This is a genomic window from Shinella sp. OV683 (genome assembly GCF_057787725.1).
The window spans coordinates 1,040,926-1,067,247 of record NZ_CM173543.1 but is presented as its reverse complement, the minus strand read 5'-3'; the positions used below and the strand labels follow the sequence as shown (position 1 = coordinate 1,067,247).

The window sequence follows — 26,322 nt, the reverse complement described above, 5'->3', positions numbered from 1 at the left end:
CATTGCCCTTTCATTAGCCAGAATTACATCATGTTGACGCGAACGCCGTGGGCTTTCTCGCCCTCAGGTTCGACATGGATGACGCATTGCGCTCCGGGATGGACCTCATGGATCGCGTCTTCGAGCCGGTCGCAGATATCATGTGCCTCACGCACTGTCATGCCGGCTGGCACCACCATGTCGAAAACCACGAAACTCACTTGGCCCGCGCGGCGGGTGCGGAAGTGATGAACATTCAAGGCGCCGTAGCCGCTCTTCGAAATGGCCGTCTTGATCGCCTCCTCGTCATGCGCCTCAACCGCCTGGTCCATCAATCCGCCGATCGAATGCGAGATCACCTTCCAGCCCTGCCACAGGATGTTGATCGCCACCAGTATCGCCATGACGGGGTCGAGGATGGCGTAGCCTGTGGCAATGGCGAGCACAAGGCCAACCAGCACACCTGCCGAGCTGATGACATCCGACCAGATATGCTGGCCATCGGCCGTCAGCGCCGGAGAACGATATTTCCTGCCAGCACGGATGAGCACGCCTGCCCAAACGACATTGATGACGCCGGCGGCTGCGTTGATCGCAAGACCGAGCACCGGCGCGTCTAGCAAGATCGGGTTCGACAGGTGGGGAATAGCCTGCGACACAATCATCAGCGCCGCCACCACGATCAGCACGCCCTCCACGACGGCCGACACATATTCAGCCTTGTAGTGGCCGAACGGATGATCCTGGTCGGCTGGCTTGGCGGCATAGCCGACGACCATCCAGGCAACGACCGCCGCGATGACATTGACCGTCGATTCCAGCCCATCGGACAACAGCGCCACCGAGCCGGTGACATACCAGGCGACCATCTTCAGCCCCATAACGCCGAACGCCAGCGGAATGCCCCAGAACGCCAGGCGCTGCACCGATATGTTCTTCTGTTCCATCTCACCGTCCCCGCCGCAAATGCGAATGAATAGCATTTGCGTGTGTATTCAACGCGAAACCGCGCGAACGGGGTGCGTTCGCGCGGTTTCTGTGTGAGGCTGCTATTAGCGGATTTGGCGTGGGGGTCAAGCGTAAATCATTTTGGTATGCCGCGAAGGCTGGGCAAATCTAGCCACCCGCGTGAACTTGCTTCATCTGCCATTTTGCAATTTCAACTGCTCTATCCCATGAAATACCGTCCCGCTGATCGAGGTAGAGTGGATGATCGCTCTCATGCAGCGTAATTTTTGGCCTCAGCCCCATATCCTGCCACATCACGTCGCAAGCGAGATTTGGGAGAGGCTCATATGGATCTCTGCGCCTGTAATAAGACAAAACGACAGGCAGCCAACCAAATGAAATCTCACCTCGCCGGTCTGTTCCGACGGCGTCTATGTAGCGAGTGAAGCTGTCCTTGGATTGCGTGACCCAGACGCCCCAAGTGAAGGGTGCAGCAACGCGATGAATGGGAATTTCGAGGGTCACTCGAATTGCGTAGATGTCGTCGCCGTCTGGCTGACCTTCAGCGGCTCTGATCCAGCACAAGTCATCGTCACAAGTCACTCGTTCTTGGTATTCCGCGTCGGACACGTCGAGAAGAAACGGCGGGTTTTGGACTGCAAAAGACGGCGAGCCCTTGAACTTCTCGCCGCAGCAAGCGCATGTATACGAAAAGCTCTTGCGACGGTTCCAGAACAAGCGGCCCTCCCAATCTGCCATTTAGAACCGGAGCGCACTCACTAATTGAGCGCGCTCCACAAAAAGGATGGCTCAAGCCGCCTTCACCTTCGCCCGCTTTGCCAGATGCGCCACCACATTCTCGATCATCCGCATGCCGGCATCCGAGCCGAGCGTCATGATCGACTCCGGGTGGAACTGCACGGCCGCGACCGGCTCCTTGGTGTGTTCGATGCCCATGATCGTGCCGTCTTCGGCTTCGGCGGTGATCATGAATTCGCGCGCCAGCGTCGAGGGATCGGCAAAGATCGAGTGATAGCGGCCGACGGTGACTTCCTTGCCGAGACCAGAAAACACGATGCCGGGCTCCAGCACGCGGATGCGCGATGGCTTGCCATGCATCGGCACGGCGAGATGCCTGAGTTCGCCTCCATAGGCTTCCGCCAGTGCCTGCAGGCCGAGGCAGACGCCAAAGATTGGCAGGTTGCGGGCGCGCGCCTTCTTGATCGTCGCCTTGCAATCAAAATCCTTCGGCGAACCCGGTCCGGGCGACAGCACGACGAGATCCGGGTTCATCCGGTCAAACACCTCTTCCGGCACCGGCGAGCGCACGGTCGAAACGGTCGCGCCCGTTTGGCGGAAATAGTTGGCGAGGGTGTGAACGAAGGAGTCTTCGTGGTCGACGAGCAGGATGTTGACCCCCTGCCCCACCTTGGCAACGTCGCGTTTGGTCATCGAAGCATTCCCCGATTTTGCATCCCGGATCGCGGCGATCATTGCCGACGCCTTCAATTCGGTCTCGGCCTCTTCATCTTCCGGCACCGAATCGAACAGCAGCGTGGCACCCGCCCGGACCTCGGCAATACCATCCTTGATGCGCACCGTGCGTAGCGTCAGGCCCGTATTCATGTCGCCATTGAAGCCGACCCAGCCGATCGCGCCACCATACCAGACGCGCGGGCTCTTCTCATGCGCTTCCACGAACCGCATCGCCCAGAGTTTCGGCGCACCGGTAACGGTCACCGCCCAGGCGTGGCTGAGGAAGCCGTCAAAGGCATCCATGTCATCGCGCAGGCGGCCTTCGATGTGGTCGACCGTATGGATCAGCCGCGAATACATCTCGATCTGGCGGCGGCCGATGACCTTTACAGAGCCCGGCTCGCAGACGCGGCTCTTGTCGTTGCGGTCGACGTCGGAGCACATCGTCAGCTCGGACTCGTCCTTCTTGGAATTCAAGAGCTTGAGGATCTGTTCAGAATCCGAGATCGCGTCCTCGCCGCGCTTGATGGTGCCGGAGATCGGGCAAGTCTCGATGCGGCGACCGGACACGCGCACGAACATTTCGGGCGATGCGCCGACCAGATATTCCTGATTGCCGAGATTGATGTAGAAGGAATAGGGCGACGGATTGACCGCCTTCAGGCGGCGCGAAATCGCCGATGGCTTGGAGTCGCAACGCTCCATGAATTTCTGGCCGGGCACAACCTCGAACAGGTCGCCGCGGACAAAACTCTCCTTGGCCTTGGTGACGAGCTGCGCATATTCGCCGGGACGATGATCGCCGCGCGGCGGGATCTTGTCCGTCGACTTGAAGGGATCGGGCGGGATGTCGCCTGCCTTGCCCAGCGTGGTGCGGCCATCCTTGGCGAATTCGTAGCGGTCGATCCAGGCTTTGGCCTGATAGTTGTCGACGACGAGGATCTCGTCGGGCAGGAACAGCACCATGTCGCGCTGGTCGGTGGGTCGCTTGAGCTTCAGCTCGATCGCGTCGAACTGGAAAGCAAGGTCATAGCCGAAAGCGCCATAGAGGCCGATCGAGGCGTCTTCCGGCGAATGGAACAGTTCGGTGATCGCGCGCAGCACCGTAAACACGGTGGGTATCTTGGAGCGCTCTTCTTCAGTGAACACGCGTTTGGGTTCATCGATGGTGAGGTCGAGCCGGCGCGCCGTCTTCGTACCCGGCGTCACATCCTCCACCGTGCGCAGGTTTTCGGTGATGATGTCGAGCAGAACTTCGCCGCGCTCGTTATAGGCTTCGATCCAGACGCTGCGGCCGAAGGAGGAGATGCCGACCGGCGGATCGCAGACCGCGACATCCCAACGCGTATAGCGGCCGGGATATTCGTAGTTGGAGGAGAGCACCGCGCCACGCCGCTCATCGAGCTTTTCGACATAGGAGTCGATCGCGTCGGCATAGGTGGTTTCCCGCCGGGTGCGGGTCACGGTAATCCCGCCCTTGGTGATATATTGCTCGGACCCATCGTCCAGTACGCGCGTTCCCATTCTCAACTCCCGTTTTGGCCCGGTCTTCGCGCGGCCCGGATACGAAAAAAGCCGCCTCAGATCGGGCGGCTTCGTTTCGAGTCTTGTCACATGACTGTTCGAGGCCGCGTTTTCAGCGAGCCCACCACCAAGCAACCATGTTCAAAGACGTGTTCATGGACACTACAAATACCGAAGTTTTTTCGCTTGGCAAGTGCCCCCAGGACACAACCCGCCGGAAAACCTAATTGCTGTTACTTGGGAAACGGGGCCTCAGATCAGGAAGTCCGAGTTGTGCAGGTCGGCTTTGGTGAGATCCTCGATGATCAATTGATCGGTGCCGATCCGGATCAGCACGCCTGCTGCGGTGTCCTTCATGTGATTGTTGAAGAGATCGTTATAGCTCGAAAAGTCGGTGAGCCTGATCAAGTCGATCTTGTCCTCGCCATGCATGAAATCATCGATCCGGTCCTTGCCATAGCCGTCGGAAAAGATGAACCGGTCTGCGCGGCTGCCGCCCATAAGGAAGTCATCGCCCTTGCCGCCATCAATGCGGTCTTTATTTTCGCCACCATAGAGGAAATCGTTGCCGCCGGATCCGAGCAACGTGTCACTACCGGCGGAACCGTAGAGCTTGTTGCCGGCCTGGTTGCCAATCAACAGATCGGCGCTGGCGCCGCCAAACGCATTCTCGATCGTCACGCCATGGGCGATAGTGTAACCGCCCGCCGTGCTCTTGTAGCCGCCCGAAACCGTGTCCAGCACCCGTGAGAAAAAGCCGCCGGCATGGTGCCATGGATCGATGATCTCCTGCTGCAGGCCGTCAGACAAATGCTTGTAGAACACCGTGGTCTTGAGTTCGGCAATCATCGCCTTGAGGCCGGAGCTGACGGTATCGGTGTCGAGTGTCGCGGCATTGAGATTGATCAGCACCGACTTGCCAGAGCCATCGAAAGCGATCTGGTCCTCGCCCGAGGAGTCCCAGATGCAATAGTAGGCACGGCCGATCTCGACGGCGCTTTCTGTGAGATCAAGAGCCTGCATCTTGGCGGCAGAGAGCTCATATGTGGAGGCACCGACGGCATAGTCTTCCTTGCCGTAGAGCGCCTGTAGCGCGGCAACGTCAAGCGCCATGAAGGTTACTGCATGCCCATAAGACGTGCCATTCGAGGCACCATTATAGGACATCACCGAATAGCGCTCATTGTCCATGAACTTGCCGATCGTCGCGAGCGGCGCGCCGTCGGATTCTCGGTGCGTGTGCTTGAGGCCGAGGCTGTGGCCGATCTCGTGCAGAATGGTCCAGTTGGCATATTCACCGCCACCGGTTTCACCCGCCTCGAGCATATAGTCGAGACCGCTGTTGAAGGCACCGAGCGACCAGCTGTCTCCATTCGCTTTAGGCCCATCGTAGGATGTGCCGGGAAACTCGAAAAAGCCCTCGATGTCGCTGTTGGGCTTATCGACGCTGACAACCACGGCGTCGGCATCGGCCACGACGTCAGTCTGGGCGAAATCGAGCTGTGAAACCGTGTCGATCATGGCGTAGGCGCGCGCGGTCACCGCACCGAAGGCAAAAACCGCGTCGGGATTGCCGCTCCAGGTACTCCGGAAATCATCGAGAAATTCACCGTCGAGACTAAGAGCGGTGCTGTCGCCGACATAATATTGCAGGCTGGTTTCCGCCCAGATCTTGTTGGCGGTGATGGAATTCAGCATCTGCTCCGTTGCCGCGGAATAGTTGCCGATCAGATCCTTGCTTGTCACTAATGCCATGAAATCCCCTCACGATTCGGCGCAGCCTATTGGGGAAATCCGGTCAAGTCGAGCGTACTTGGGCGCCGTTTTGCGATCGTGCCAGATTTAGGAACGGTCAGCCTTCAGCTCGGAAAATCCTCGCCGGTAAAGCGTTGGAGAAATGTTGAATTGCTGGGAGAAATGCGTCCTGAGTGTCGTGGATGTACCGAAGCCAGCCTTGAGCGCCACGTCCTCGATGCCGAGTTCGGTGGTTTCCAATAATTGTCGTGCAAGGCTTGTCCGCTCGCGCGCCAGCCACTCGCCAAAACTCATCGCATGCGCCGACTGGAACCGGCGCGTAAAAGTCCGCCGCGTCATGTTGGCAGCCTCTGCCGCGCTGTCGAGCGAATGCGGCATATCGAGTGTCGCGCGCACCTGGTCCAACACGGCGGCAAAGCGATCGTTGCGATCCGGCGGAGGCATGGGCATGTCGATCAGCTGCGCCTGACCGCCCAGCCTATGCGGCGACATGACGATATGGCGCGCTAGCAGCGTCGCGACCTTGCTGCCATAAAGCTCGCGGACGATGTGTAGGCAGCAATCAAGCCCGGCCGCCACGCCGGCTGAAGTAAACAGCCGTCCCTCATCGACATAAAGCACTTTCGCATCGATGCCGACGGCGGGATGAAGCCGGGCCAGTTCGTCGGCATAGGCCCAATGCGTCGTCGCGCGCTTGCCATCGAGCAGACCGGTCGCCGCCAGTGGAAAAGCGCCGAGGCAAAGTCCAGCGACAACGGCGCCATTGGCATAGGCAGCACGCAAGGCGTTGGCGAGCTCTTTGGTGGGCGGTGCTACGATGTCTCCCCAACTGGGGATGATGACGATATCGGCCATCTCGACAACCGATAGATCCTTTTCGCAGGGGATCAAGAAACCGACATCGGTGCGCATCTCGCCCGCCTCCGCCGCCACGATCTTGAAGTCGAATTCCGGCAGGCCAAGCGCGCGCCGATCCTGCCCGAAGATCAGGCAGGGCACCGACAGATGAAACGCGCTCATGCCTTCAAACATCAGAACTGCGACGCGAGGATTTCTCAAGACGCCACTCCAGCATTTCGCCAAAATGTCCCATTTCTTTCGAATATTGTCAATTGGGCCACTTTCGGCGAAGCCGTCCTGGCCTATGATCGGGCCATCAACCTCATGGAAAAAGGAAAACGCCATGACCAAGCATGACAACAGCCACCGCGCCCTGATCGTCATCGACGTGCAGAACGAATATGACGACGGCAATCTGCCGATCGAATTTCCGCCTTTCAAGGAGACCGTCCCGAACGTCGCCAAGGCCATGGATGCCGCCCAGGCGGCCGGCGTGAAGGTTATCACCGTACAGCATGTCGCCGACGAGAAATCGCCCGCGTTCGCCAAGGGAAGCCACGGCGGAGCACTGTACGAGCTTGTTCGCGATCGGCCGCATGACCATCACATCGAGAAGAAGATGGCGAGCGCCTTTGCCGGCACGGATCTGGAGAACTGGTTGATCAAGAACGGTGTCACCACGCTGACTGTCATCGGCTACATGACGCACAATTGCGATCTCTCGACCGTCATCTATGCATCGCATATGGGTTTCACCGTCGAGTTCCTGTCGGATGCGACCGGCGCCCTACCCTACTCGAACAGCGCAGGCGAGGCTTCCGCCGAGGAAATCCACCGCGTCGTGACCGTGGTGATGCATACCGGTTTTGCGGCCGTCGCGACAACGGATGCCTGGATAGATGCAATCAGCAACGGCAAGAGCCTGCCGATCGACAACATCCTGAACTCCAACCGCAATGCCCGCCGGATGTCGGCTGCGGCGGCCTGACGCGGAAATGGCGGCGCTTTGCAACGCCGCCATTCCAACCTGACCGTTGTCTCAGCTGGAGTCACCGACGCGTCGCAGCAATGTTTTCAGTTTGCGCAGATCGAGGCCACTCTTTGGTTCGAATGCCGCGTTTTGTCCGCCCATTCCATTATCGATGAAAGTAGGCCGGAACGCCCGCACATTGAACATCAGCAATACATCGTTGCCGCTAATCTTGCCGAGCCCATTTCCTGCAATCGATACGTTGAATGTACTCGAGCCAATCTTGAGCGGGAAACCGGCCTTCGCCATCACCTGGTTATCGACCGTCAACTCCACGCTGTCACCGATCGTGACGTCCGTGACAACAAGATAATAGAGATTGGGATCCCTGGCCGCCTCCCTGAAAGACCAATCTTCGAGCACTGTCGGATCGGCAATCACGCTGTTAGACAAGCTGGTTAGAATGGACTTGCATTGAAACCGCCGGGAATCCTTGGCGACCAGCGACGATCTTGTTTTCACCGCGCTTTCGATCGCCGATATCTGCGCCGGCGTAAGATCGAGATTCGCTTCGAGAGAGAATTCATACTGCGTTTCGATGTCCGAGGGACTGCCGGGATCGCCGCCGGGAGGCGAGCACTCCACCTGGCCTTTATAGGACAGCGTCGATTCCTTGATATTCCAGAGCAGCAGCGATCCAGGACGGTAGCCGCCGGAATTCAGGAAGCCGTAGTTGGTCTTGGCGAAATCGACATCGATCTTCACCGTCTGGGAATTGCATGCGCTCAGCATCATGCCGAGAACAGCAGGAAGAAGAAATCGCCTCATATTCGCCCCCACAATCATCAAATGACCTGATGTCATGCATGCGAGATTACAATTCGAATTTAAGACTGTATTACACGAAGAATACATCGAATTTTAGTCTAAATAAGCAACGAACGACAAACATACCTCGCGTTAAACTGCAGTCTGGAAAAATTAATATTTACCACAAGGGAAATGCCCTCATATTAGCTATACCACCTCTAGCAATCCTAGGCAAATATCCTCCCGTGATGGGCAAACGTGCGCAGCTCCAGGCCGGTTGAGGTGAGCGTATCCAAACTTTCTGCCGATCTCCGCTGAACTTTCCAGCGACCAGCGGCGTTGCCTATTGCAACGTATTGATATGGAGCGGCGCAATTCTCATTCGTCTGGCAATCCTTCTCGCGACCTCGGCCTTCCTCATGGGCGCCGACCTGCCCAAAAACGTGCCGATCCCGGAACCACGCCCGGAGACGACGCCCGTGCCCGAGCGCAAGGACAAGGTCGAGAAATCCGAACCTCAACAGCCCGAACCAAAGGACGACAAAGCCGAGCCCGAAGAAGAGCAGAAAACGGTCGAAGACGACTATGTGCCGCCACCGATCGAGAAGGAAGATCCGGTAGAGTTCGCTGCATGTCTGTCAGAGCTGAAGGCATTGGGCGTGGCCTTCAAGGAGAGCCCTGCCATTGAGGAGAACAACGGTTGCGGCATCGACCGACCGATCACGGTGACGTCCCTCGGTCAAAATGTTTCCCTGAAGCCTGGGGGCGAGATGCGCTGCCAGACCGCACTAAGCTTGGCTCAGTGGGCGGCCAACGTCGTCATTCCATCACTGAAGCAGGCAAAGCCCGACGAAACCCTGTCTGCCCTCAATCAGGCGTCCACCTACGTCTGCCGCAAGCGCAACAATGCTACTACGGGCAAGATCTCCGAGCACGCGCACGGCAACGCGGTCGACATCGCCGGCCTGACATTTAAGAGCGGAGCCACCTTCACCATCAAGCCCCGTATGAAGGATTCGACCATGGACGGCGCCCTGCAGCGCGCAATTACTGCCGCCGCGTGCCTCTACTTCACAACCGTGCTCGATCCCGGCAGCGATGCTGCCCACGAGACGCACCTGCATCTCGATATCATTGAGCGGAAAAGCGGTTACAGGCTCTGCTGGTAGGGGCGACTGCGACCATTTCATCCGCTGCCAGCGCCGTGCAAAGACGTGTCACCGCGAGCGACTTGCGTATGCGATACGATAGTATCGATCATAACAGGCCAGTCGTCGCTGTGCAGTTCGTGGCCTCCACCTTCGATCGGCAACCAGCGCGCGTTCGGGACGGTTTTCACAAACGCCAAACCGTGCTCGATCGGAAAAATCGGATCGCTCGTTCCATGGATCACCAGAACGGGAATACGAATGTCGGCCGCCTCCGGCTTTGGTCCGCCCTCGCCTCCGGATAGCCGGAAGTGATTGGTGGCGCTGGCAAAGGACCGCGCCCGGGCGATATCACGCTCGATCAGCCGTTTTGCCACTCCTGCATCATGCGGGTGGGCAGTGCTGGCAAGCGCACGGGCATCGCGTATCATGAAATCGATCACATCAGCACGGTTGCCCCGGTCCACCGCCTCGCCGCTTTCGGAGTGCTGTGCATAGGCCTCGGTCACCGGCGGCAGGTCTTTTATCCCGAGCGGGGATGTGCTGATCGCCGTCAGTGTCAGAACACGATCGGGATAGCGAAGCGCCATGCATTGGGCGATCACGCCGCCCATCGACATACCAACGACATGCACCGCCCGTATGCCCAACGCATCGAGAATAACGGGCCCGTCGGCAACCATATCAGCGAAGCTGTAGCCCGGTTCCCCTACAGGCCATGTCGTGGAAAGCCCCGTATCGCGATTGTCATAGCGGATCACGTAGCGTCCTCGCCCGGCGAGTTGATCGCAGAATTCCTCCGGCCACCACAGCATCGAAGCCATGGCACCCATGATCAGAAGAATTGGAGGATCGGATGGCTTGCCGAAAGTCTCGACCGCGATCTCGGCATTGCCGCTGTGCACGACAGTACTGGTCATTTTTCTTCCTCAGAAATCTGTCCACGGCAATTCATCACAACTGGTTTTATTTTGCAATCACTTTCGCAAAGCGCCCGCTGAACACAAAAAAACCGGGCGCGCTGAACGCACCCGGTCTGCATCGTTCGACTTGGCTCTAGGAGATCAGAACAGGCCTTCGATCTGCCCCATCTCGTTGAGGAAGATGCGCTCCGACGACGGCGACTTCGGCAGGCCCGGCATGGTCATGATCTCCCCGGTGATGACGACGATAAAGCCAGCGCCGGCAGAAAGCCGCACTTCGCGGACCGGAACCGTGTGGCCTTCCGGCGCACCGCGCAGGTTGGGGTCGGTCGAGAACGAGTACTGCGTCTTGGCCATGCAGATCGGCAGGTGGCCGTAGCCCTGGTCTTCCCAGGCACGCAGTTGGTCGCGGACCGACTTGTCGGCAATCACTTCGCCGGCATGGTAGATGTCCTTGGCGATCGTTTCGATCTTCTGGAACAGCGGCATGTCGTCGGGATAGAGCGGAGCGAACTGCGAGTGGCCGGATTCGGCGAGCTCGACGACCTTGTTGGCGAGCTCCTCGATGCCCGCCGAGCCCTGGGCCCAATGCTTGCAGAGCACGGCTTCGGCACCGAGCGTCGCGACATAGTCCTTGATCGCCTGGATTTCGCCTTCGGTGTCGGAGATGAAGTGGTTGATGCCGACGACCACCGGAACGCCGAACTTCTTGACGTTCTGGATATGACGGCCGAGATTGGCGCAGCCCTTCTTGACGGCGTCGATATTTTCCTTGCCGAGGTCTTCCTTCTTGACGCCGCCATTCATCTTCATGGCGCGCGCGGTCGCGACGATCACGGCTGCATCAGGCTTGAGGCCGGCCTTGCGGCACTTGATGTCGAAGAACTTTTCGGCACCCAGGTCGGCGCCGAAGCCGGCTTCGGTGACGACGTAGTCGGCGAGCTTCAAGGCCGTCGTGGTGGCGACGACAGAATTGCAACCATGGGCGATGTTGGCGAACGGGCCGCCATGCACGAAGGCCGGATTGTTTTCGAGCGTCTGCACCAGGTTCGGCTGCATCGCATCCTTGAGCAGCACGGTCATGGCGCCATCGGCCTTGATGTCGCGGGCAAACACCGGAGTCTTGTCGCGGCGATAACCGATGATGATGTTGCCGAGGCGCTTTTCGAGATCCTTCAGATCGTTCGACAGGCAGAGGATCGCCATGACTTCCGAGGCAACAGTGATGTCGAAGCCGGTTTCTCTGGGGTAGCCGTTGGCAACACCGCCGAGCGAGCCGACGATCTCGCGCAGCGCGCGGTCGTTCATGTCCATGACGCGGCGCCACGCGATGCGGCGGATGTCGAGACCCTGCTCGTTGCCCCAATAGATGTGGTTGTCGATCAGCGCCGACAGCAGATTGTGGGCCGAGGTGATGGCATGGAAGTCGCCGGTGAAGTGCAGGTTCATGTCTTCCATCGGCACGACCTGGGAATATCCGCCGCCGGCAGCACCGCCCTTGACGCCGAAGCACGGGCCGAGCGAGGCTTCGCGGATGCAGACGATTGCCTTCTTGCCGATGCGGTTGAGGCCATCGCCGAGGCCGACCGTCGTCGTGGTCTTGCCTTCGCCAGCCGGCGTCGGGTTGATCGCGGTCACCAGGATCAGCTTGCCGTTCTTCTTGCCACGCTGTTCGGCGATGAACTCAGCCGAGATCTTGGCCTTGTCGTGGCCATAGGGCAGCAGGTGGTCAGATGGAATGTTCAGCTTGGCGCCGATTTCCATGATGTTTTTCTTTTTCGCGGCGCGCGCGATCTCGATGTCGGATTTGACCTCTGACATGACTTGAATGCCTCCCGGTTGTCATTTGTCTAGTTTCAAGACAGGAAATTTTCTTTCCTGAGATATAAAGAATTAGAGCCCGAAGCAAGCGTGAATGCGAACCCGTAAGCTGCCGTTATGTGGACAATTTGCGACATTCGTTGCTTCGCGATGGCCTTGCGGCAGAATTGCTACATCAGAATGTAGGCCCGCGGCTTTGGTAAAGGCGGCAGATTGGCTTCGCCCAGCGACTCCCTGAGATTGATTTCTATGGTCTCGGCCATGGCCGAGATGGCCAGACCATTGGGGATGTCGGCAAAGGGCTCTTCCAGATGCATGCTGAGCGCGTCGAGCCCGAAGAAAGCATAGGCCGCAAGCGCCGTTGCAAACGGCGTTGCCCATCCCAGAGAGTCGGCAAAGCCGAAGGGCAGCAGGAAACAAAAGACATAGGCGGTGCGGTGCAGGAGCAGCGTATAGGCAAACGGCACCGGTGTATTGGAAATCCGCTCGCAGGCCGCCTGCACCAGCCCCATTCGGCCCACGGTCGCATCCAGCGTCTGGAACAGGATATCGCTGATGACGCCCGTCGCGCGCAACCGCGCAAGCTCGGAACCGACCAGCCGCAGGATCGCGTCCGGCTTGTTGTGGCTTTGGGCAACGAACTCGGCATCCGCCCCCTCCAACCATTCCATCGGTCCGGAACGACCGACGGCGCTCGGGCGCAAATGCTTGGCGAGCGTCCAGGTGAACGCGATCACCAGCCGGATCAGCCGCCGGCGGCTTTCAGCACCTTCGGGTCCCGGCGTGCCTTCGAGCGCCAGCGTCTGCCGGGCAAAATTGCGGGCGAGGAAGATGTGCTCGCCCCACTGCTTGCGCGCCTCCCACCAGCGGTCGTAGCAGGCATTGTTGCGGAAGCCGAGGAAGATGGACAGCGCAATGCCGACCAGCGCAAACGGCGCCCCATTGAACACCGGTATAGCCGATGGCCAGAGGTGATGAGCAAGCACGATGAGGCCCGCAAACGCTGCCGTGCACAGGATCTGGCCGACGATATCGGGAACGATCGAGCCCCGGAGAATGAAGAACAACCCCAGGAAACTGGGGCGCGGTCGGATGATCATCGGAAAACTCTTTGTCTGCTCTGGCGAACGAAGCTACCCACCACCGAGGTCGCGCGATAGGCCGATTGCGACCCGCTGCGGCTCAATTCTGCATGGGCGGCATTTGCGGCGAGGCTTGGGACGATGGTTTCGGCGCGCGAGTAATGCAGTAGCCCGGCGCGTCATCATGGATGCACAGCATGGGATTGGTCAGGAGATCGGAGGCCGCGATCTCCGTGATCAGGTTCATCTTCAGCATCTCCTCAGGCTCAAGCCTGCGGATCTTGTCGGGCGGCGTCGACAGCATCGCATCCAGCAACGTCCTGTTGATGCCCATCTCCTTGAAATAGCTCATTAATAAGGCCCGGGTGGCCTTCGGCAGTCTTGTCGTTATCTTCGTGCCAGCCTTCTTACGCCTGACCTCCTTGCGGCTGACGACCTTACGTTCGCCGTCGACGATCCTGTATTTCTCACGATAATAGATGCGTTCGCGCTGATAGACAGTGGTCACCTGATGCACGCCCGTCAGCGCCACCGCACTTGAAAGCCTGCGTTTGCCACCGGCCAGGATCAGCGGGCAAGCCGACCAGCAGAAGGCACCGTTCGACATGACGACGCCCTTGAACTCGCCGTCCTGTAGCCCGTCGCTCTTGCAGCCATCATCACGCGGCCGGCAGGCGCCGAAGCGCGTATAGCCGATTTCCACGAACATGCCGCTCTTGCGAATGATGCGACCGATCTCGACCGCCGAGATGACGTTTCCGCCCGGCGACAGCAGTACCAGCGGCAGCTTGCGGTCACCGGCTTTCTTCAAGATGGCGCGAAAAAGTTTCGGCGTCGTCGCATCGATCTGGCCTTCGCCATAGATCCATTCGGGACAGTTGGGCTCGCAATAGCCCGCAGCACTGCGGACGATAACGAACTGCATCGGAAGGTCGAAGGGGTTGGCGGGTTTTGCCGTCATCTGGTTGCGGGACGCTGCTGATGCAGTTGGAAGCACCGCTGTCGAGGTGACGGCGAGGGCAACAAGGGCAACAACCAGAAATCGAACGAGTGTGTGTATGGATCGAGGCACGTCTAGGTCCGCAAGAGGCAGCAAAACAGGCTACCGCGTTTACAATGTGTCGTTGTCGCAAAACTTGCAAGGGCGCTTGCTGTCTCAGAGACTGCCGCATTCGCATTTTTTTCCTGGCATGTGGGATGAAAAAGCAATGCGGGCCATTCGGCATTGCACCACAATGCCGGGACGTTTATTGACACGGAAACGGAATTCTTGGGAAAAATCAGGGCCACGTATGAAATCGCTCGAACTGCTCGTTGAACGCATCATCCTTTCCAGCCGCTGGATTCTCGTGGCGTTCTATCTCGGGCTGGTGGCCGCGCTCGCCGTCTATGCGGTCTCGTTTGGCTACAAGTTCTGGAAGGTCGCGATCAACACCTTCGCCTATGACGAAGCCGACATGATTCTTGCCATGCTCGGGCTGATCGATGCAGCCCTGGTGGCAAGCCTTATCGTCATGGTGATGATTTCCGGCTACGAGAATTTCGTCAGCCGCTTCGACGAGGAAGAAGGCACGGACGTCTCATTCCTCGGCAAGCTCGATTCCGGCAGCCTGAAGATCAAGGTGGCGTCTTCGATCGTGGCGATCTCCTCGATCCACCTGTTGCAGGTCTTCCTCAACGTCAACCAGTACGAGACGTCAAAGCTGATCATGCTGACAGCAATCCACATCGCCTTCGTGATCTCCGCCCTGATGCTCGGCTACTTGGAGAAGATCATGACCTCGCTGAAGGGCAAGGACAAGGCTGCCTACGCAGACAAGGGGCTTTGATCGCAAGCGTCTGCGCAAATCTGGCGAACATCTTCTCGCTGAGATGCCCCTCATCCGGCCTTCGGCCACCTTCTCCCCGATGGGGAGAAGAAGTAATTTGCCGAAGCGACTCGCTGAAATCTGCCGCTGCATATGCCGAACTGCCCAGTCTCTGGAGGCGACGCCACACCCCTCCCTCTTCTCCCCATCGGGGAGAAGGTGGCCCGCAGGGCCGGATGAGGGGGCCACGCGCCCAAAGGGCCTCACCCTTCCCCGATGGCGATCAGGCTGGCATTACCCCCTGCGGCTGCCGTATTGACCGAGATCACCTGCTCCAGCCCAAAGCGCCGCAGGTAGTTCGGCCCACCCGCCTTGAACCCCGTGCCGGAGAGACCTGAACCACCGAAGGGCTGCGTGCCGACGACTGCGCCGATCATGTTGCGATTGACGTAGATGTTGCCGACATCGAGCGCATTGGTGATGGTCGAGATCGTGTCGGTGATCCGCGAATGGATGCCGAGCGTCAGGCCGTAGCCTGAGGCCTGCACCGCGTCGATGACCTTGTCGAGATCCTTGCCCTTCCAGCGCACGACATGCAGCACAGGGCCAAAGACTTCCTTGTTGAGATCGGCCGCCGACTTGAGTTCAACGATATGCGGGGCAAAGAACGTACCCTCGGCCGGCGCCTTGCCGGCATAGAGGATCTTCTGGCTCTTGCTCATATCAGCGATGTGGTCCTTGAGCATCGTCTGCTGGTTGGCGTCAATGATCGGGCCGACATCGGTATCCGGGCGGGTGGGATCGCCGAGCTTCAGCTCGTCGGCAGCACCGGCGATCATTTCCAGCATTCGGTCGGCGACATCCTCCTGCACGAACAGCAGCCGGAGCGCCGAGCAGCGTTGGCCGGCCGAACGGAAGGCCGACATGACGACGTCGTCGGCGACCTGTTCCGGCAGCGCCGTGGCATCGACGATCATCGCATTGAGGCCACCCGTCTCGGCGATGAACGGCACGATCGGCCCGTCTTTGTCCGCCAAAGTCTTGTTGATGGCGCGCGCCGTGCGCGTCGAACCCGTGAAGGCGACCCCGGCGATTGCGGGGTCGCTCACCAATGCAGCACCCACCTCAGGTCCGCCAGGAAGGTAGATGAGCACGTCGGTCGGGATGCCGGCGGCATGGAAGAGCTTTACGGCCTCGAAGGCAATCAGCGGCGTCTGCGGCGCCGGCTTGGCGATCACCGAATTGCCGGCAACCAAAGCGGCCGAGATTTGGCCGAGGAAGATCGCCAGCGGGAAATTCCACGGCGAAATGCAGGCAAAAACACCGCGACCGCGCCAGGCCAGGCTGTTGTCCTCACCTGCCGGTCCCGGCATGCCTTCGGCGGCACCGAACAGCTTGCGTGCTTCGAACGCATAATAGCGGCAGAAGTCGACGGCTTCACGGACCTCCGCCACGCCGTCATCAAGCGACTTGCCCGCTTCCCGTGCCAAGAGATCGATGAGACCACCAAGATTGGCTTCCAGGCTGTCGGCCATGCGATCGAGTGCTGCGGCGCGCTCGACCACCGGCCGCTTCTGCCAGGTCTTGAAGCCCTTCTTCGCTGCCTGAACCGCTAGAGCGACGTCGGCAGCGGTGGCGACACTAACGGAACCAACGGATTTATCGGCATGCGCCGGCGACTTCACCGGCATTTCCGCCGAGTGGACCTTGAGGCCCGGCACCAATGGCGTCGCCTTCAGACCGGACAGGCCCTTCTGCATCGACTTGATCAGGCCGTCAAAGCTCTCGCTGTAGCCGAATTCGACGCCGGCGCTGTTCTTGCGCGTACCGTAGATTTCGTTCGGCATCGGGATCTGGCTGTGCCGCGCCGACTTACCTTCCTTGAGGCCGAGCTGTTCGGCAGGCCGTACCAGCAGCTTTTCGACCGGCACATTCTTGTCGCCGGCCATCGACACGAACGAGGAGTTGGCGCCATTCTCAAGCAGGCGGCGGACGAGATAGGCGAGCAGGTCACGATAACCGCCGACCGGCGCATAGATGCGGCAGGCAACGCGGTCGTTGCTACCGAGCAGATTGTCATAGAGTGCTTCGCCCATGCCATGCAGGCGCTGGAACTCGAAGCCGGTGCGGTCGCCGGCCAGTTCGAGAATGCTCGACACGGTCAGCGCATTGTGGGTGGCAAATTGCGGGAAAATCCGCTCGCGCTTGGACAGCAGCTGCTTTGCGAACTTGAGATAGGCCATGTCGGTCGCGGCCTTGCGGGTCCAGACCGGATAGTCGTCGAGGCCTCGCTCCTGGGCGCGCTTGACTTCGCTGTCCCAATAGGCGCCCTTGACAAGGCGAACCATCATCCGACGCTGATACTTGACGCAGAGCGCATCGATGAAGTCGATGACCGCGCCGGCGCGCTTCTGGTAGGCCTGGATCGCCAGACCAAAGCCATCCCAGCCGTCGAGCGACGGATCGGCAAACACCGCTTCGATAACCTCGAGCGACAGTTCGAGACGGTCGGCCTCCTCCGCATCGACGGTGAAGTTGAGCTGGTACTTCTTGGCCTGCTGGGCAAGCTTGAGCAACTGCGGCACCAGTTCCGCTATCACCCGATCCTTGTGGGTGGCGAGATAGCGCGGATGCAGCGCCGAGAGCTTGACCGATATGCCCATTCGATCGGGTAGACGATGGGCCGGCTTGTTTCTGGTCTGCCACGTGCCGATCGCCTCGATCGCATCCGCATAGGACTTGAAATAGCGCTTGGCATCTTCTGCGGTGCGGGCGCCCTCGCCCAGCATGTCGAAGGAATGGCGATAGCCCTTCTCTTCGCTCTTTGCGGCGCGTGCCAGCGCATCGGGAATGCTCTCCCCCAGCACGAAATGCGAGCCGAGGAAACGCATCGCCTGCTTGGTCGCACTGCGCACTGTCGGCAGGCCGACCCGCTTGACCAGCGAACTGATGATGCCTTCCGGGGTCTCACCCGGTCGAATGACCTTGGAGGAAAGCGCCAGCGCCCAGGCCGAAGCCGACACGAACCAGGAATCCGACTGGCCCTCATGTTCGCTCCAGCGGCCTTCGCGCAGCTTGTCCTCGATCAGCTTGTCCTGGGTCAGCGAATCCGGCACGCGCAACAGCGCTTCCGCAAGCACCATCAGGGCCAGCCCTTCGCGGGTGGAAAGGCCATATTCACGCAGGAAATCCTCGACGCCGCCAGCGGCGCCAGACTGTTCGCGGATAGCGTTGATCAGCCGTCCAGCGCGCACGTCGATGGATTGGCTTTCCGATGCCGTGAACTGCAGCTCGGAAGCAAATTCCCGCATCAGCTTCGCATCATCGCCGCCCCAAGGAGCGGAAAACCGGACAGTCTGGGTTCCCATAATGTTTATTGCCCTTTCGCATAGTGGATGACGCTGCAATAGCACAGGATGAATTGACTTTTTCACTATTTATGTGGCAATTTTCCGTTGAAAAATCCACCACACGTCATTTTTTCGGTGAAACATGAAAGATCTTGACAAATTGGACCGCAGAATTCTCCGTCTGCTCCAGGAGGACGGTCGCTTGAGCAACGCCGAGCTCGCCGAACGCATCGCGCTTTCCCCCACGGCGACGGCCGAACGGGTCAAAAGGCTGACCCGCGAAAGCTATATTACCGGCTACATGGCACTCGTATCACCGGAGAAGCTCGGCCTCAATCTGCTTGTCTTCGTCGAGGTCAAGCTCGACCGTACCACGCCGGATGTTTTCGAGACCTTTGCGGCCGCGGTGCGCAAGAGTGCGGCCGTCATGGAGTGCCACATGGTAGCAGGCGGATTTGACTATCTCGTGAAGGCCCGCGTTGCGGGCATGGAGGCCTATAGGCAATTCCTGAGCGAGGTGATCCTGCCGCTGCCCGGCGTCCGCGAGACGCATACCTACGCGGTGATGGAGGAGATCAAGTCAGCGTCGATGCTGCCGATCTGAGCGCGTTAACCGCGTCCCCAGTTAAGCATAAGTTGAGTTCTTCAGACGACAAAAATCGATTGCAAATAATTTCAGCCCGGTTAGAAATATTTAGCCTGACTACAATTTTATAGACCCCGGCACTGCCGGGATTCACAGGTACCTTCGCCGTTTCGGCGCGGGCTGATGCTCATGTTACGAATATTGAATTGACTAAACCCACCCTGGTGCATTGATTTCGGCATCATGGAATTTGCGGAACACTGGTTTGATGATGCCTCTGCTTGTGAAAGTTCTCCAGGTGATCGCGCGCGCCTGCGGCCGCGCGGCTGCGCTGTTTGAATCCGCTGCCCGGCCTGCAAGGCGTGGATGCCGCCGATGCGCATGACTCTTTCACCAAGCAGCCAGACTCTTTATGCCGCAATCGCAGACGCGGATTCCCAAACCACTCTGGCAACCACGCTTTTCGAAATTGCCGCCGTTTTCGGGTTCCAGTCGGCAACCCTGATGATCATGCCGGCCAAGACGGACAAAGCGACAGCCAGCCTGGTGCTGCAAACCAATCTGGGCATGGAGTTCTTCAAGGTCTGCGACTTGCTCTGCCCTCCACAAAATTGCCCGCTATACGATGCCGTCCGGCGCTCCCTCCTGCCGCTGCCCTGGTCAATTCAGCAGATCTCTCGGCAGCAAACGCTGATGAACGAGGCTGAGCCGCCCCTTGTGGCACACCTCCGCGAGTACAACCTCACAGGCGGAATGCTGGTGCCGCTGGCGTCGATCGACGGTACCCGGCACCTGATAAGGTTCGATGGCGACCGGCCGGCAACGTTGCAAGACGAGACCAACGACCTTTTCATGCTGTCGATGCACTTTTTCGATTCCTACGACCGGGCGCGTCATCCGCTCGGCAACAATCCGCGCCTGACCGAGCGCGAACTCGATGTCGTGCGCTGGAGCGCCACCGGCAAGACGTCCGCCGAGATCGGCATGATCCTGTCGCTGTCCGACCACACCATCAATGCCTACATGAACAACGCCTTGAAGAAGCTCGACTGCGTCAACCGCACGCAACTCGTAGCGAAGGCGCTGCGGATGCGGATCATCGGCTAAAAAATCGACGCAATAAAAACGCCGCACGCCTGGGTGGGCATGCGGCGCGAATAGGCTGTCCAGACGAAATCAGGCTGCGGATTTGCTCAGAAACGCATCGTCGTAGATGGTTTCAAGCGCCGAAAGCAGCGTCAAGACCTGAGGTGAATTGCTCGAATAGTAGATCGTCTGCGCATCACGGCGCGTACGAACCAGGTTCTGCGCCCTGAGTTTGGAAAGATGCTGGGACAGAGCCGACTGGCTGAGCCCCACCTGATTTGCCAGAACGCCGACAGGAATTTCGCCGTTGACCAGATTGCAAAGGATCAAAAGTCGCTTCGGATTGGCGATGGCCGACAGTAGCGCAGCGGCCGAGTCCGAATGCTCCGATAATTTCTTCATCTTCATGTTTTTATTTTTCCCCTGAGCATTTTGCTCACCCCGCGATCAATTCTTCGCCACACTCAAATTGAACGTTAAAATATTAGCAAGCATCCGTCATGTCTGTACATTACTAATTCTAGTGTAGTCATTTTAGCATTTTAGAATATATGCCAATCAGCGCGTTCAGATCTGACGGCATTTCGTCCAGTTCCAGCCGCCTCAGAATCTCTCTTCGGCAGAGTTCGAGGCCCGCCCCATCCAAGCCACAAATCCGCCAATTGTATGATTTTTCTTTGAAAAATCTCTTCGCTAGTAAATCTGGCACCCCCTCGCCCAGCCCCTCGATCCGACTTATGATCTGCAACTCATCGGTTGCTATGACACCGCTGAGGAGCGAGTTGATGACGAGGTCATTTTCCTCAAGAATGTATGCTTTTCCGAAGCCACCGTTCAAGCTCGCTGAACTTGGATTCAACTTGAAGAAGGAAAAGTCTGGAAAATCAACGTAAAGCTTCGCCTTTGCGTGTCTTTGAAGGAATCGTCTCCGAATACGGGCATGTGATTCGCTGCCGGCGGCGACACGCTCAGCGGTGGCGAGAATGGTCAGCCGCGGCCATGCCAGCGGATCGCCCTTGCCGGGCTCGCCCACCAGGATGGAGCAGCGCGGATCCTTCAGAAGCGCCTTGGTATGGGTCGACAGATCAGACCCGATCATCACAGGCACACCATCGACATCCGTCCCGAGCAGGACCCGACTGGCGAAGGGATGGGCGCTTTCCGGTTCCAGCACCGCGATGGCACCAAAGCGTGCGCCGCGCACCAAGGTCCTGGCCAGCCGCCTGGCATCCTGGTCTGTCGGCCGGATGGGAGAGGGTTTGTCTACGATCATAACCCTCCCCTCAATGGCACTCAGCGGCTGTGGTCAACCGACGTTTCTATGCCGCGTCAAGCCGTTGACCACGTCCTGGGCGGAGATCACGCCGATGACCGTGCCGTTTTCCACCACACCAACCACGCCCGGCTGGCGGGTCATTGCATCGAGCACGTCAACGAGCCGGGCATCCGGCTTTGCGGTGCCCGAAACGGTGGCATTGCCATCGTTGCCGGGACGCATCACGTCGGCCGCTGTCAGCATATTGATCGGGTTCATGTTCTGGACGAAATCGGCAACATATTTGTCGATCGGATTGCGCACGATGTCCTGAGGCGTGCCACATTGGACGATCCGACCACCTTCCATGATGGCGATGCGATTGCCGATCCTGAACGCTTCATCGAGATCGTGAGAGACGAACAGGATGGTCTTCTTGAGCCGCCGCTGGAATTCGAGCAATTCGTCCTGCAGTCGGGTGCGGATCAGCGGATCGAGCGCCGAGAACGGCTCGTCCATCAGCAGGATCGGTGCGCCCGTGGCAAACGCCCGGGCAAGACCGACGCGCTGCTGCATGCCGCCCGAAAGCTCCTGCACCTTGCGGCTCGACCACTTGGAGAGGTTGACGAGCTCCAATTGCTCCTCGACCTTTTTGTGGCGCTCCGCTTCCGGCACACCGGCGAGCTCGAGCCCGAAGCCAACATTCTCAGCCACCGTCCGCCATGGCAGCAGCGCGAACTGCTGGAACACCATCGAGACATTGTGCATGCGAAGATCGCGTAATTTTTGCGGATCGCATTTGTAGGGATTGGTAGTTTTGCCGCCGGAAAACACCTGCACCTCGCCACGAACGACTGGCGCCAGCGCATTGACCGCACGCAGCAGCGTCGACTTGCCAGAACCCGAAAGCCCCATCAGCACGAGGATCTCGCCTTCCTGGATGTCGAGCGAGGCATTGGCGACGCCGAGCACAAGGCCGGTTTCGGCACTGATCTCGTCGCGCGTCTTGCCCGCATCGGCCATTTGCAGCGCGCGCTGCGGATTGGAGCCGAAGATGATCGAGACATTGTTGAACGAAACGGCCGTCATGCTGCGTCTCCTTCATCGGACGAGCGGAAGATACGATCGAGAATGATCGCCAGGATGACGATACAGAGGCCCGAGTCGAAGCCCTTGGCGATGTTGACTGTGTTGAGTGCGCGCACCACCGGCACGCCGAGACCCGGAGCGCCGACGAGGGCCGCGATGACCACCATCGATAGCGACAGCATGATCGTCTGCGTCAGGCCTGCCATGATCTGCGGCTGCGCGAACGGCAATTCGACCTTGCGCAGCACCTGCTTGGGTGTCGCGCCGAAAGATTCGGCCGCCTCCACCAGCGAGGGCGGCGTGGAGATGATGCCGAGCCGGGTTAGGCGGATCGGCGCGGGAATGGCGAAGATCACGGTTGCGATCAATCCCGGCACCATGCCGAGACCGAACAGGATCAGCGCCGGGATCAGGTAGACGAAGGTCGGGATCGTCTGCATCAGATCGAGGATCGGCCTGAGTGTAGAATAAAGCCAGGGACGACGCGCCGCCGCGATCCCGACGGGAACGCCGACCAGCATCGACACGCCGGTGGCCGCCAGCACCAGTGCCAGTGTCGCCATGGTTTCCGACCAGTAGCCCTGATTGTAGATCAGCAGCAGGCCGAGAAGGGTGAATATGGTGATGCCGACCGATCGGCGCATGTACCAGGCGAACGCCGTAATAGCGGCGATCATGCCGAGCGCATAAACATCGGAATAAGGCGTGTTCTTGAGATAGGGCGCCTGCAGGACGAACAGAATGGCATCGATGCAGAACTGCAGCACCGTCGATACGAAGTTGAAGAATGCCTTTCCATTGCTGGTCAGCCACTCGACAATTGCCTTGGCCCCCAGCCCGACCTTTATCTTGTTGTCGTCATCCAATAGCCACGGCAAATAGTCGTGCATGGGCATCCCCGATCCCAAAGTAACGATAAAAAGAAGGGAGCGGTCTTTGCCGCTCCCGCTATATGCTCTCTTAGAGGCCCAGCGTGCTCTTCAGCGCCGCTGTGGCGTCGCCGCCATCGCGGGTGGTGACACCCTTGAGCCAAGGCTCGAACGCTGCCGGGTTGGCCTTCAGCCAATCGGTGGCCGCAGCTTCAGGCTCTGCACCATCGTCGATGATCTTCTTCATCACCTCGTTCTCCATCGGCAGCGAGAACTTGAGGTTCTTCAGCAGGGAGCCGACATTCGAGCATTCGCTCGTATAGCCCTTGCGCACGTTGGTGTAGATGGTCGCGCCGCCGAAATTCGGTCCAAACACGTCATCGCCGCCGGAAAGATAGGTCAGCTTGAAGTTGGCGTTCATCGGATGTGGTTCCCAGCCGAGGAAGACGATCGGTTTGTCGTCGCCATTCAGCTTGGCGACCTGTGCCAGCATGCCCTGCTCGGAAGACTCGACCAGCTCGATACCCTTAAGGCCGAATTTGTCGCCATCGATCATGCCGAGGATCAGGCGGTTGCCGTCATTGCCCGGCTCGATGCCGTAGATCTTGCCTTCGAGCGCGTCCTTGTTCTTGGCGATATCGGCAAAATCCTTGATGCCGAGCTTGGCGCCGGCTTCATTGGTGGCGAGCGTGTACTTCGCACCTTCGAGATTTTCGCGGACGACTTCGACCGAACCCTCTTCACGGAAAGGCTTCAGGTCGGCTTCCATGGTCGGCATCCAGTTGCCGAGGAAAACGTCGATGTCCTTGTTCTTGAGCGACTGGTAGGTCACCGGCACCGAAAGCACCTTGACGTCGGTCTCATAGCCCAGAGCCTTGAGAATGACGGAAGCCGTACCCGTGGTTGCGGCGATGTCGGACCAGCCCACATCGGCGAAATGAACGGTACCGCAACTGTCGGGTTCCGCAGCTTTCGCTGCACCAGCCATCACGAGCATGGATGCAGAGAGTGCCAAGGCTGCCGTCGAAATTCTAAACTTCATTTTTAGTTCTCCCTCTTTTTGGTTGCCGTTAGCCAACCACCAAAGCGAGGGAAATTCAAGCGGATTGGCGTCGTCGACATGTTGATATGCGACCCTTAACGGTCGCAATTGCTTTTTTGCGTGAAGATGGCAAATACTCCAGCACCAAAAAGCAATTCGCCAAGGTCTGAAATGATCATTTCACAAACGAGGGAACAGGCATGAAAAGGATCTGTCTTGTTGCATTTGCCCTGGCGCTTTTCGGTGCGGGAAACGCCCATGCAGGCGGCGATCCCGTCAAAGGCTACGTTGTGTTCAGAAAGTGCCAGTCCTGCCACAGCCTCGGCGAAGGGCAGAACCGCATGGGGCCAACCCTGTTTGGCCTGGTGGGACGGCCTGTCGCATCGGTCGCGAACTTTCCCTATTCCGACGCGATGCGCGAGCATGCCCTCGAAGCACCGAAATGGGATGAAGCGGCGTTGACAATCTACCTCGCCGCACCGCGAGACATCGTTCCCGGCACCAAGATGTTCTTCCCCGGATTGAAAAAACCAGAGGACATCGCCGACATCATTGCTTACCTGAAGAACCCCAAGGTCGCTGAATAGAATGATGCATGGAAGACGATTATATCGGCCGCAATGTCGATTTTTTCGCTAGCGAATATTGTCGAGCCCTTGCGCGTCAGGTTAGCAGCACCAATTCTTTAACAAGTTTGGCCGAGACAGCCGTGGCCGGGTTTCAAAAAAACCAAAAAGCGATATTGTCGCGCCGAACGAACCAGTTTCAACTTCTGCTACCAGCAGAATCCAGGGGGAATGAATATGGCTACGCTCCAATCCTTCGATGCAGAAATCGAAAAAACCCGCACGACGATCAACGACATGCGCGGCAAGCTCGATGCCTCGACGGGAGTCCTCGACCAGTTCGCCAAGGCCGATACGAAGATCGGCGACGCGAATTTCGACATCGAGAATGCGCGCATCCAGGATGTGATCAACCAGCAGAAGGCCATGGAAGGCAATATCGCCGACCTGATCATCGGCCTCGAAGACGCCACCAATGTCTTCGGCTCCGAATTCGAGAGCATGAAGAGCCAGACCGGCTGGGAAAAGTTCATCGGCATCTTCTCCAAGCAGCAGGCCACCCGCATGCGCACCGAGCGCGTCCGCAACATGTCGCTGGCCGGCAACCTGCAGGAACTGCTGTCGAAGTCCGATTCCATCGTCGGCATGCTCAAGGAACAGAAGAACGTTCTCGACCAGCGCTACAAAACCTCTGAGGCCAACCTCATCCAGGTCATCGAGCGCCGCAAGAACACCATCACCAATCTAGAGGCCGTGCAGAAGCGCATCGAGGAGATCAACCCGCTGCTGCTCGACATCGAAAACAAGATCGCCTCGGCGACCGACCAGATGGGCCGCACGGCACTTGAGGGCGACCGTTCCAAGCTCGCCACAGAATACAATCAGATGCAGGCCAAGGAACAGGAACTGCTGGCCGAAAGCCAGACGCTCGAGCGCTATACTTCGATGTTCCAGACTTTCGTCGATTCGCTCAACAACCAGATCGCCGCCCAGAACACGCTGATCAACAAGCTGACGATCGATACCGAACAGCGCATCGTGCTCTACAAGGCGCTTGAGGACTCGTTGAAGACGGCAGCCCAGCAGGACGTCGCCCACAAGATCAACACCCTTGGCAGCCAGGTCGATACCGCAGCCGAAGAAACCATGGCCGGCATCGGCGCCGCAGCCCAGAAGCACATCGGCGATCTCCTGGAAATGCATGAGAAGAACATGCTTTCGACCCAGGATATCCAGCGCCGCAAGAAACTGGCCGACGATGCCTTCGCTCGCCGCTTCCAGGCGGTGATGGACAAGCATAATTCAGCAAATTACGTGAAGCAGTAATTAGGCAGAACATTGGTGAACGCGCGTTTGCGGTGGATTTGATCCGGCGCAGGCCGCGCACCTGCGGGA

Annotated in this window: 23 protein-coding genes; 7 read left to right on the top strand and 16 right to left on the bottom strand. The window is 58.8% G+C overall.

Annotated elements, in window-relative coordinates; genetic code table 11:
* Positions 1 to 23: 23 nt before the first annotated feature.
* The 5 genes from ACXHRN_RS05175 to ACXHRN_RS05155 all read right to left on the bottom strand — a co-directional run bounded on the left by ACXHRN_RS05175 (position 24) and on the right by ACXHRN_RS05155 (position 6,741).
* Positions 24 to 926, bottom strand: a complete 903-nt coding sequence (locus ACXHRN_RS05175; RefSeq protein ID WP_488640271.1) for a cation diffusion facilitator family transporter — start codon at positions 924 to 926, stop codon at positions 24 to 26.
* A gap of 169 nt (positions 927 to 1,095) precedes the next feature.
* On the bottom strand, positions 1,096 to 1,665 hold the full coding sequence (locus tag ACXHRN_RS05170) for a DUF2199 domain-containing protein (protein ID WP_488640270.1): 570 nt from the start codon (positions 1,663 to 1,665) through the stop codon (positions 1,096 to 1,098).
* A gap of 72 nt (positions 1,666 to 1,737) precedes the next feature.
* Positions 1,738 to 3,927 carry an anthranilate synthase gene (locus tag ACXHRN_RS05165; RefSeq protein ID WP_488640269.1) on the bottom strand — a complete coding sequence of 730 codons (2,190 nt, stop codon included), beginning with the start codon at positions 3,925 to 3,927 and terminating at the stop codon, positions 1,738 to 1,740.
* 252 nt (positions 3,928 to 4,179) lie between these two features.
* Positions 4,180 to 5,682, bottom strand: a complete 1,503-nt coding sequence (locus ACXHRN_RS05160) for a M10 family metallopeptidase (RefSeq protein ID WP_488640268.1) — start codon at positions 5,680 to 5,682, stop codon at positions 4,180 to 4,182.
* 87 nt (positions 5,683 to 5,769) lie between these two features.
* On the bottom strand, positions 5,770 to 6,741 hold the full coding sequence (locus ACXHRN_RS05155; protein ID WP_488640267.1) for a helix-turn-helix domain-containing protein: 972 nt from the start codon (positions 6,739 to 6,741) through the stop codon (positions 5,770 to 5,772).
* 124 nt (positions 6,742 to 6,865) lie between these two features.
* On the opposite strand from ACXHRN_RS05155, the gene ACXHRN_RS05150 reads away from it, so the two are divergent.
* Positions 6,866 to 7,510: a cysteine hydrolase family protein gene (locus ACXHRN_RS05150; protein ID WP_488640266.1), complete on the top strand. Its 645-nt coding sequence runs from the start codon at positions 6,866 to 6,868 to the stop codon at positions 7,508 to 7,510.
* Positions 7,511 to 7,561: 51 nt separating this feature from the next.
* Here the strand turns inward: ACXHRN_RS05150 and ACXHRN_RS05145 are convergent, their stop codons facing one another.
* Positions 7,562 to 8,320, bottom strand: a complete 759-nt coding sequence (locus tag ACXHRN_RS05145) for a hypothetical protein (protein WP_488640265.1) — start codon at positions 8,318 to 8,320, stop codon at positions 7,562 to 7,564.
* A gap of 401 nt (positions 8,321 to 8,721) precedes the next feature.
* On the opposite strand from ACXHRN_RS05145, the gene ACXHRN_RS05140 reads away from it, so the two are divergent.
* A complete protein-coding gene (locus ACXHRN_RS05140; RefSeq protein ID WP_488640264.1) occupies positions 8,722 to 9,471 on the top strand; it encodes an extensin-like domain-containing protein in 750 nt (249 codons plus the stop codon).
* 17 nt (positions 9,472 to 9,488) lie between these two features.
* On the opposite strand, the gene ACXHRN_RS05135 is transcribed toward ACXHRN_RS05140, so the two are convergent.
* The 4 genes from ACXHRN_RS05135 to ACXHRN_RS05120 all read right to left on the bottom strand — a co-directional run bounded on the left by ACXHRN_RS05135 (position 9,489) and on the right by ACXHRN_RS05120 (position 14,348).
* A complete protein-coding gene (locus tag ACXHRN_RS05135; protein ID WP_488640263.1) occupies positions 9,489 to 10,370 on the bottom strand; it encodes an alpha/beta fold hydrolase in 882 nt (293 codons plus the stop codon).
* A 144-nt stretch (positions 10,371 to 10,514) separates the two neighbouring features.
* On the bottom strand, positions 10,515 to 12,194 hold the full coding sequence (locus ACXHRN_RS05130; protein ID WP_488640262.1) for a formate--tetrahydrofolate ligase: 1,680 nt from the start codon (positions 12,192 to 12,194) through the stop codon (positions 10,515 to 10,517).
* Positions 12,195 to 12,364: 170 nt separating this feature from the next.
* On the bottom strand, positions 12,365 to 13,294 hold the full coding sequence (locus tag ACXHRN_RS05125; RefSeq protein WP_488640261.1) for a bestrophin family protein: 930 nt from the start codon (positions 13,292 to 13,294) through the stop codon (positions 12,365 to 12,367).
* An 82-nt stretch (positions 13,295 to 13,376) separates the two neighbouring features.
* Positions 13,377 to 14,348: a COG3904 family protein gene (locus tag ACXHRN_RS05120; protein WP_488640260.1), complete on the bottom strand. Its 972-nt coding sequence runs from the start codon at positions 14,346 to 14,348 to the stop codon at positions 13,377 to 13,379.
* A 220-nt stretch (positions 14,349 to 14,568) separates the two neighbouring features.
* Here ACXHRN_RS05120 and ACXHRN_RS05115 point away from each other — a divergent pair, with 220 nt between their 5' ends.
* Positions 14,569 to 15,105: a TIGR00645 family protein gene (locus ACXHRN_RS05115; protein ID WP_488640259.1), complete on the top strand. Its 537-nt coding sequence runs from the start codon at positions 14,569 to 14,571 to the stop codon at positions 15,103 to 15,105.
* Positions 15,106 to 15,347: 242 nt separating this feature from the next.
* On the opposite strand, the gene putA is transcribed toward ACXHRN_RS05115, so the two are convergent.
* Positions 15,348 to 18,452: a bifunctional proline dehydrogenase/L-glutamate gamma-semialdehyde dehydrogenase PutA gene (putA, locus tag ACXHRN_RS05110; RefSeq protein ID WP_488640258.1), complete on the bottom strand. Its 3,105-nt coding sequence runs from the start codon at positions 18,450 to 18,452 to the stop codon at positions 15,348 to 15,350.
* A 124-nt stretch (positions 18,453 to 18,576) separates the two neighbouring features.
* On the opposite strand from putA, the gene ACXHRN_RS05105 reads away from it, so the two are divergent.
* Both ACXHRN_RS05105 and ACXHRN_RS05100 read left to right on the top strand, forming a co-directional pair.
* Positions 18,577 to 19,038: an Lrp/AsnC ligand binding domain-containing protein gene (locus ACXHRN_RS05105; protein WP_488640257.1), complete on the top strand. Its 462-nt coding sequence runs from the start codon at positions 18,577 to 18,579 to the stop codon at positions 19,036 to 19,038.
* A gap of 357 nt (positions 19,039 to 19,395) precedes the next feature.
* Positions 19,396 to 20,127 carry a helix-turn-helix transcriptional regulator gene (locus tag ACXHRN_RS05100; RefSeq protein WP_488640256.1) on the top strand — a complete coding sequence of 244 codons (732 nt, stop codon included), beginning with the start codon at positions 19,396 to 19,398 and terminating at the stop codon, positions 20,125 to 20,127.
* A gap of 69 nt (positions 20,128 to 20,196) precedes the next feature.
* On the opposite strand, the gene ACXHRN_RS05095 is transcribed toward ACXHRN_RS05100, so the two are convergent.
* From ACXHRN_RS05095 to ACXHRN_RS05075, 5 genes are all read right to left on the bottom strand, one after another.
* Positions 20,197 to 20,514: an ArsR/SmtB family transcription factor gene (locus ACXHRN_RS05095; protein WP_488640255.1), complete on the bottom strand. Its 318-nt coding sequence runs from the start codon at positions 20,512 to 20,514 to the stop codon at positions 20,197 to 20,199.
* Between the two features lie 121 nt (positions 20,515 to 20,635).
* On the bottom strand, positions 20,636 to 21,376 hold the full coding sequence (locus ACXHRN_RS05090; RefSeq protein WP_488641833.1) for a HugZ family pyridoxamine 5'-phosphate oxidase: 741 nt from the start codon (positions 21,374 to 21,376) through the stop codon (positions 20,636 to 20,638).
* Between the two features lie 36 nt (positions 21,377 to 21,412).
* Positions 21,413 to 22,450: a choline ABC transporter ATP-binding protein gene (choV, locus tag ACXHRN_RS05085; RefSeq protein WP_488640254.1), complete on the bottom strand. Its 1,038-nt coding sequence runs from the start codon at positions 22,448 to 22,450 to the stop codon at positions 21,413 to 21,415.
* On the bottom strand, positions 22,447 to 23,340 hold the full coding sequence (choW, locus tag ACXHRN_RS05080) for a choline ABC transporter permease subunit (protein WP_488640253.1): 894 nt from the start codon (positions 23,338 to 23,340) through the stop codon (positions 22,447 to 22,449). The genes choV and choW overlap by 4 nt, the downstream gene beginning before the upstream one ends.
* A gap of 70 nt (positions 23,341 to 23,410) precedes the next feature.
* Positions 23,411 to 24,361: a choline ABC transporter substrate-binding protein gene (locus tag ACXHRN_RS05075; RefSeq protein WP_488640252.1), complete on the bottom strand. Its 951-nt coding sequence runs from the start codon at positions 24,359 to 24,361 to the stop codon at positions 23,411 to 23,413.
* Positions 24,362 to 24,561: 200 nt separating this feature from the next.
* Between ACXHRN_RS05075 and ACXHRN_RS05070 the strand changes: the two genes are divergently transcribed.
* Both ACXHRN_RS05070 and ACXHRN_RS05065 read left to right on the top strand, forming a co-directional pair.
* The gene (locus tag ACXHRN_RS05070) at positions 24,562 to 24,948 is read left to right on the top strand and encodes a c-type cytochrome (RefSeq protein ID WP_488640251.1); all 387 of its coding nucleotides are present in this window, start codon (positions 24,562 to 24,564) and stop codon (positions 24,946 to 24,948) included.
* A gap of 216 nt (positions 24,949 to 25,164) precedes the next feature.
* Complete coding sequence (locus tag ACXHRN_RS05065) at positions 25,165 to 26,253, top strand: hypothetical protein (RefSeq protein WP_488640250.1); 1,089 nt, start codon at positions 25,165 to 25,167, stop codon at positions 26,251 to 26,253.
* Positions 26,254 to 26,322: the final 69 nt, after the last annotated feature.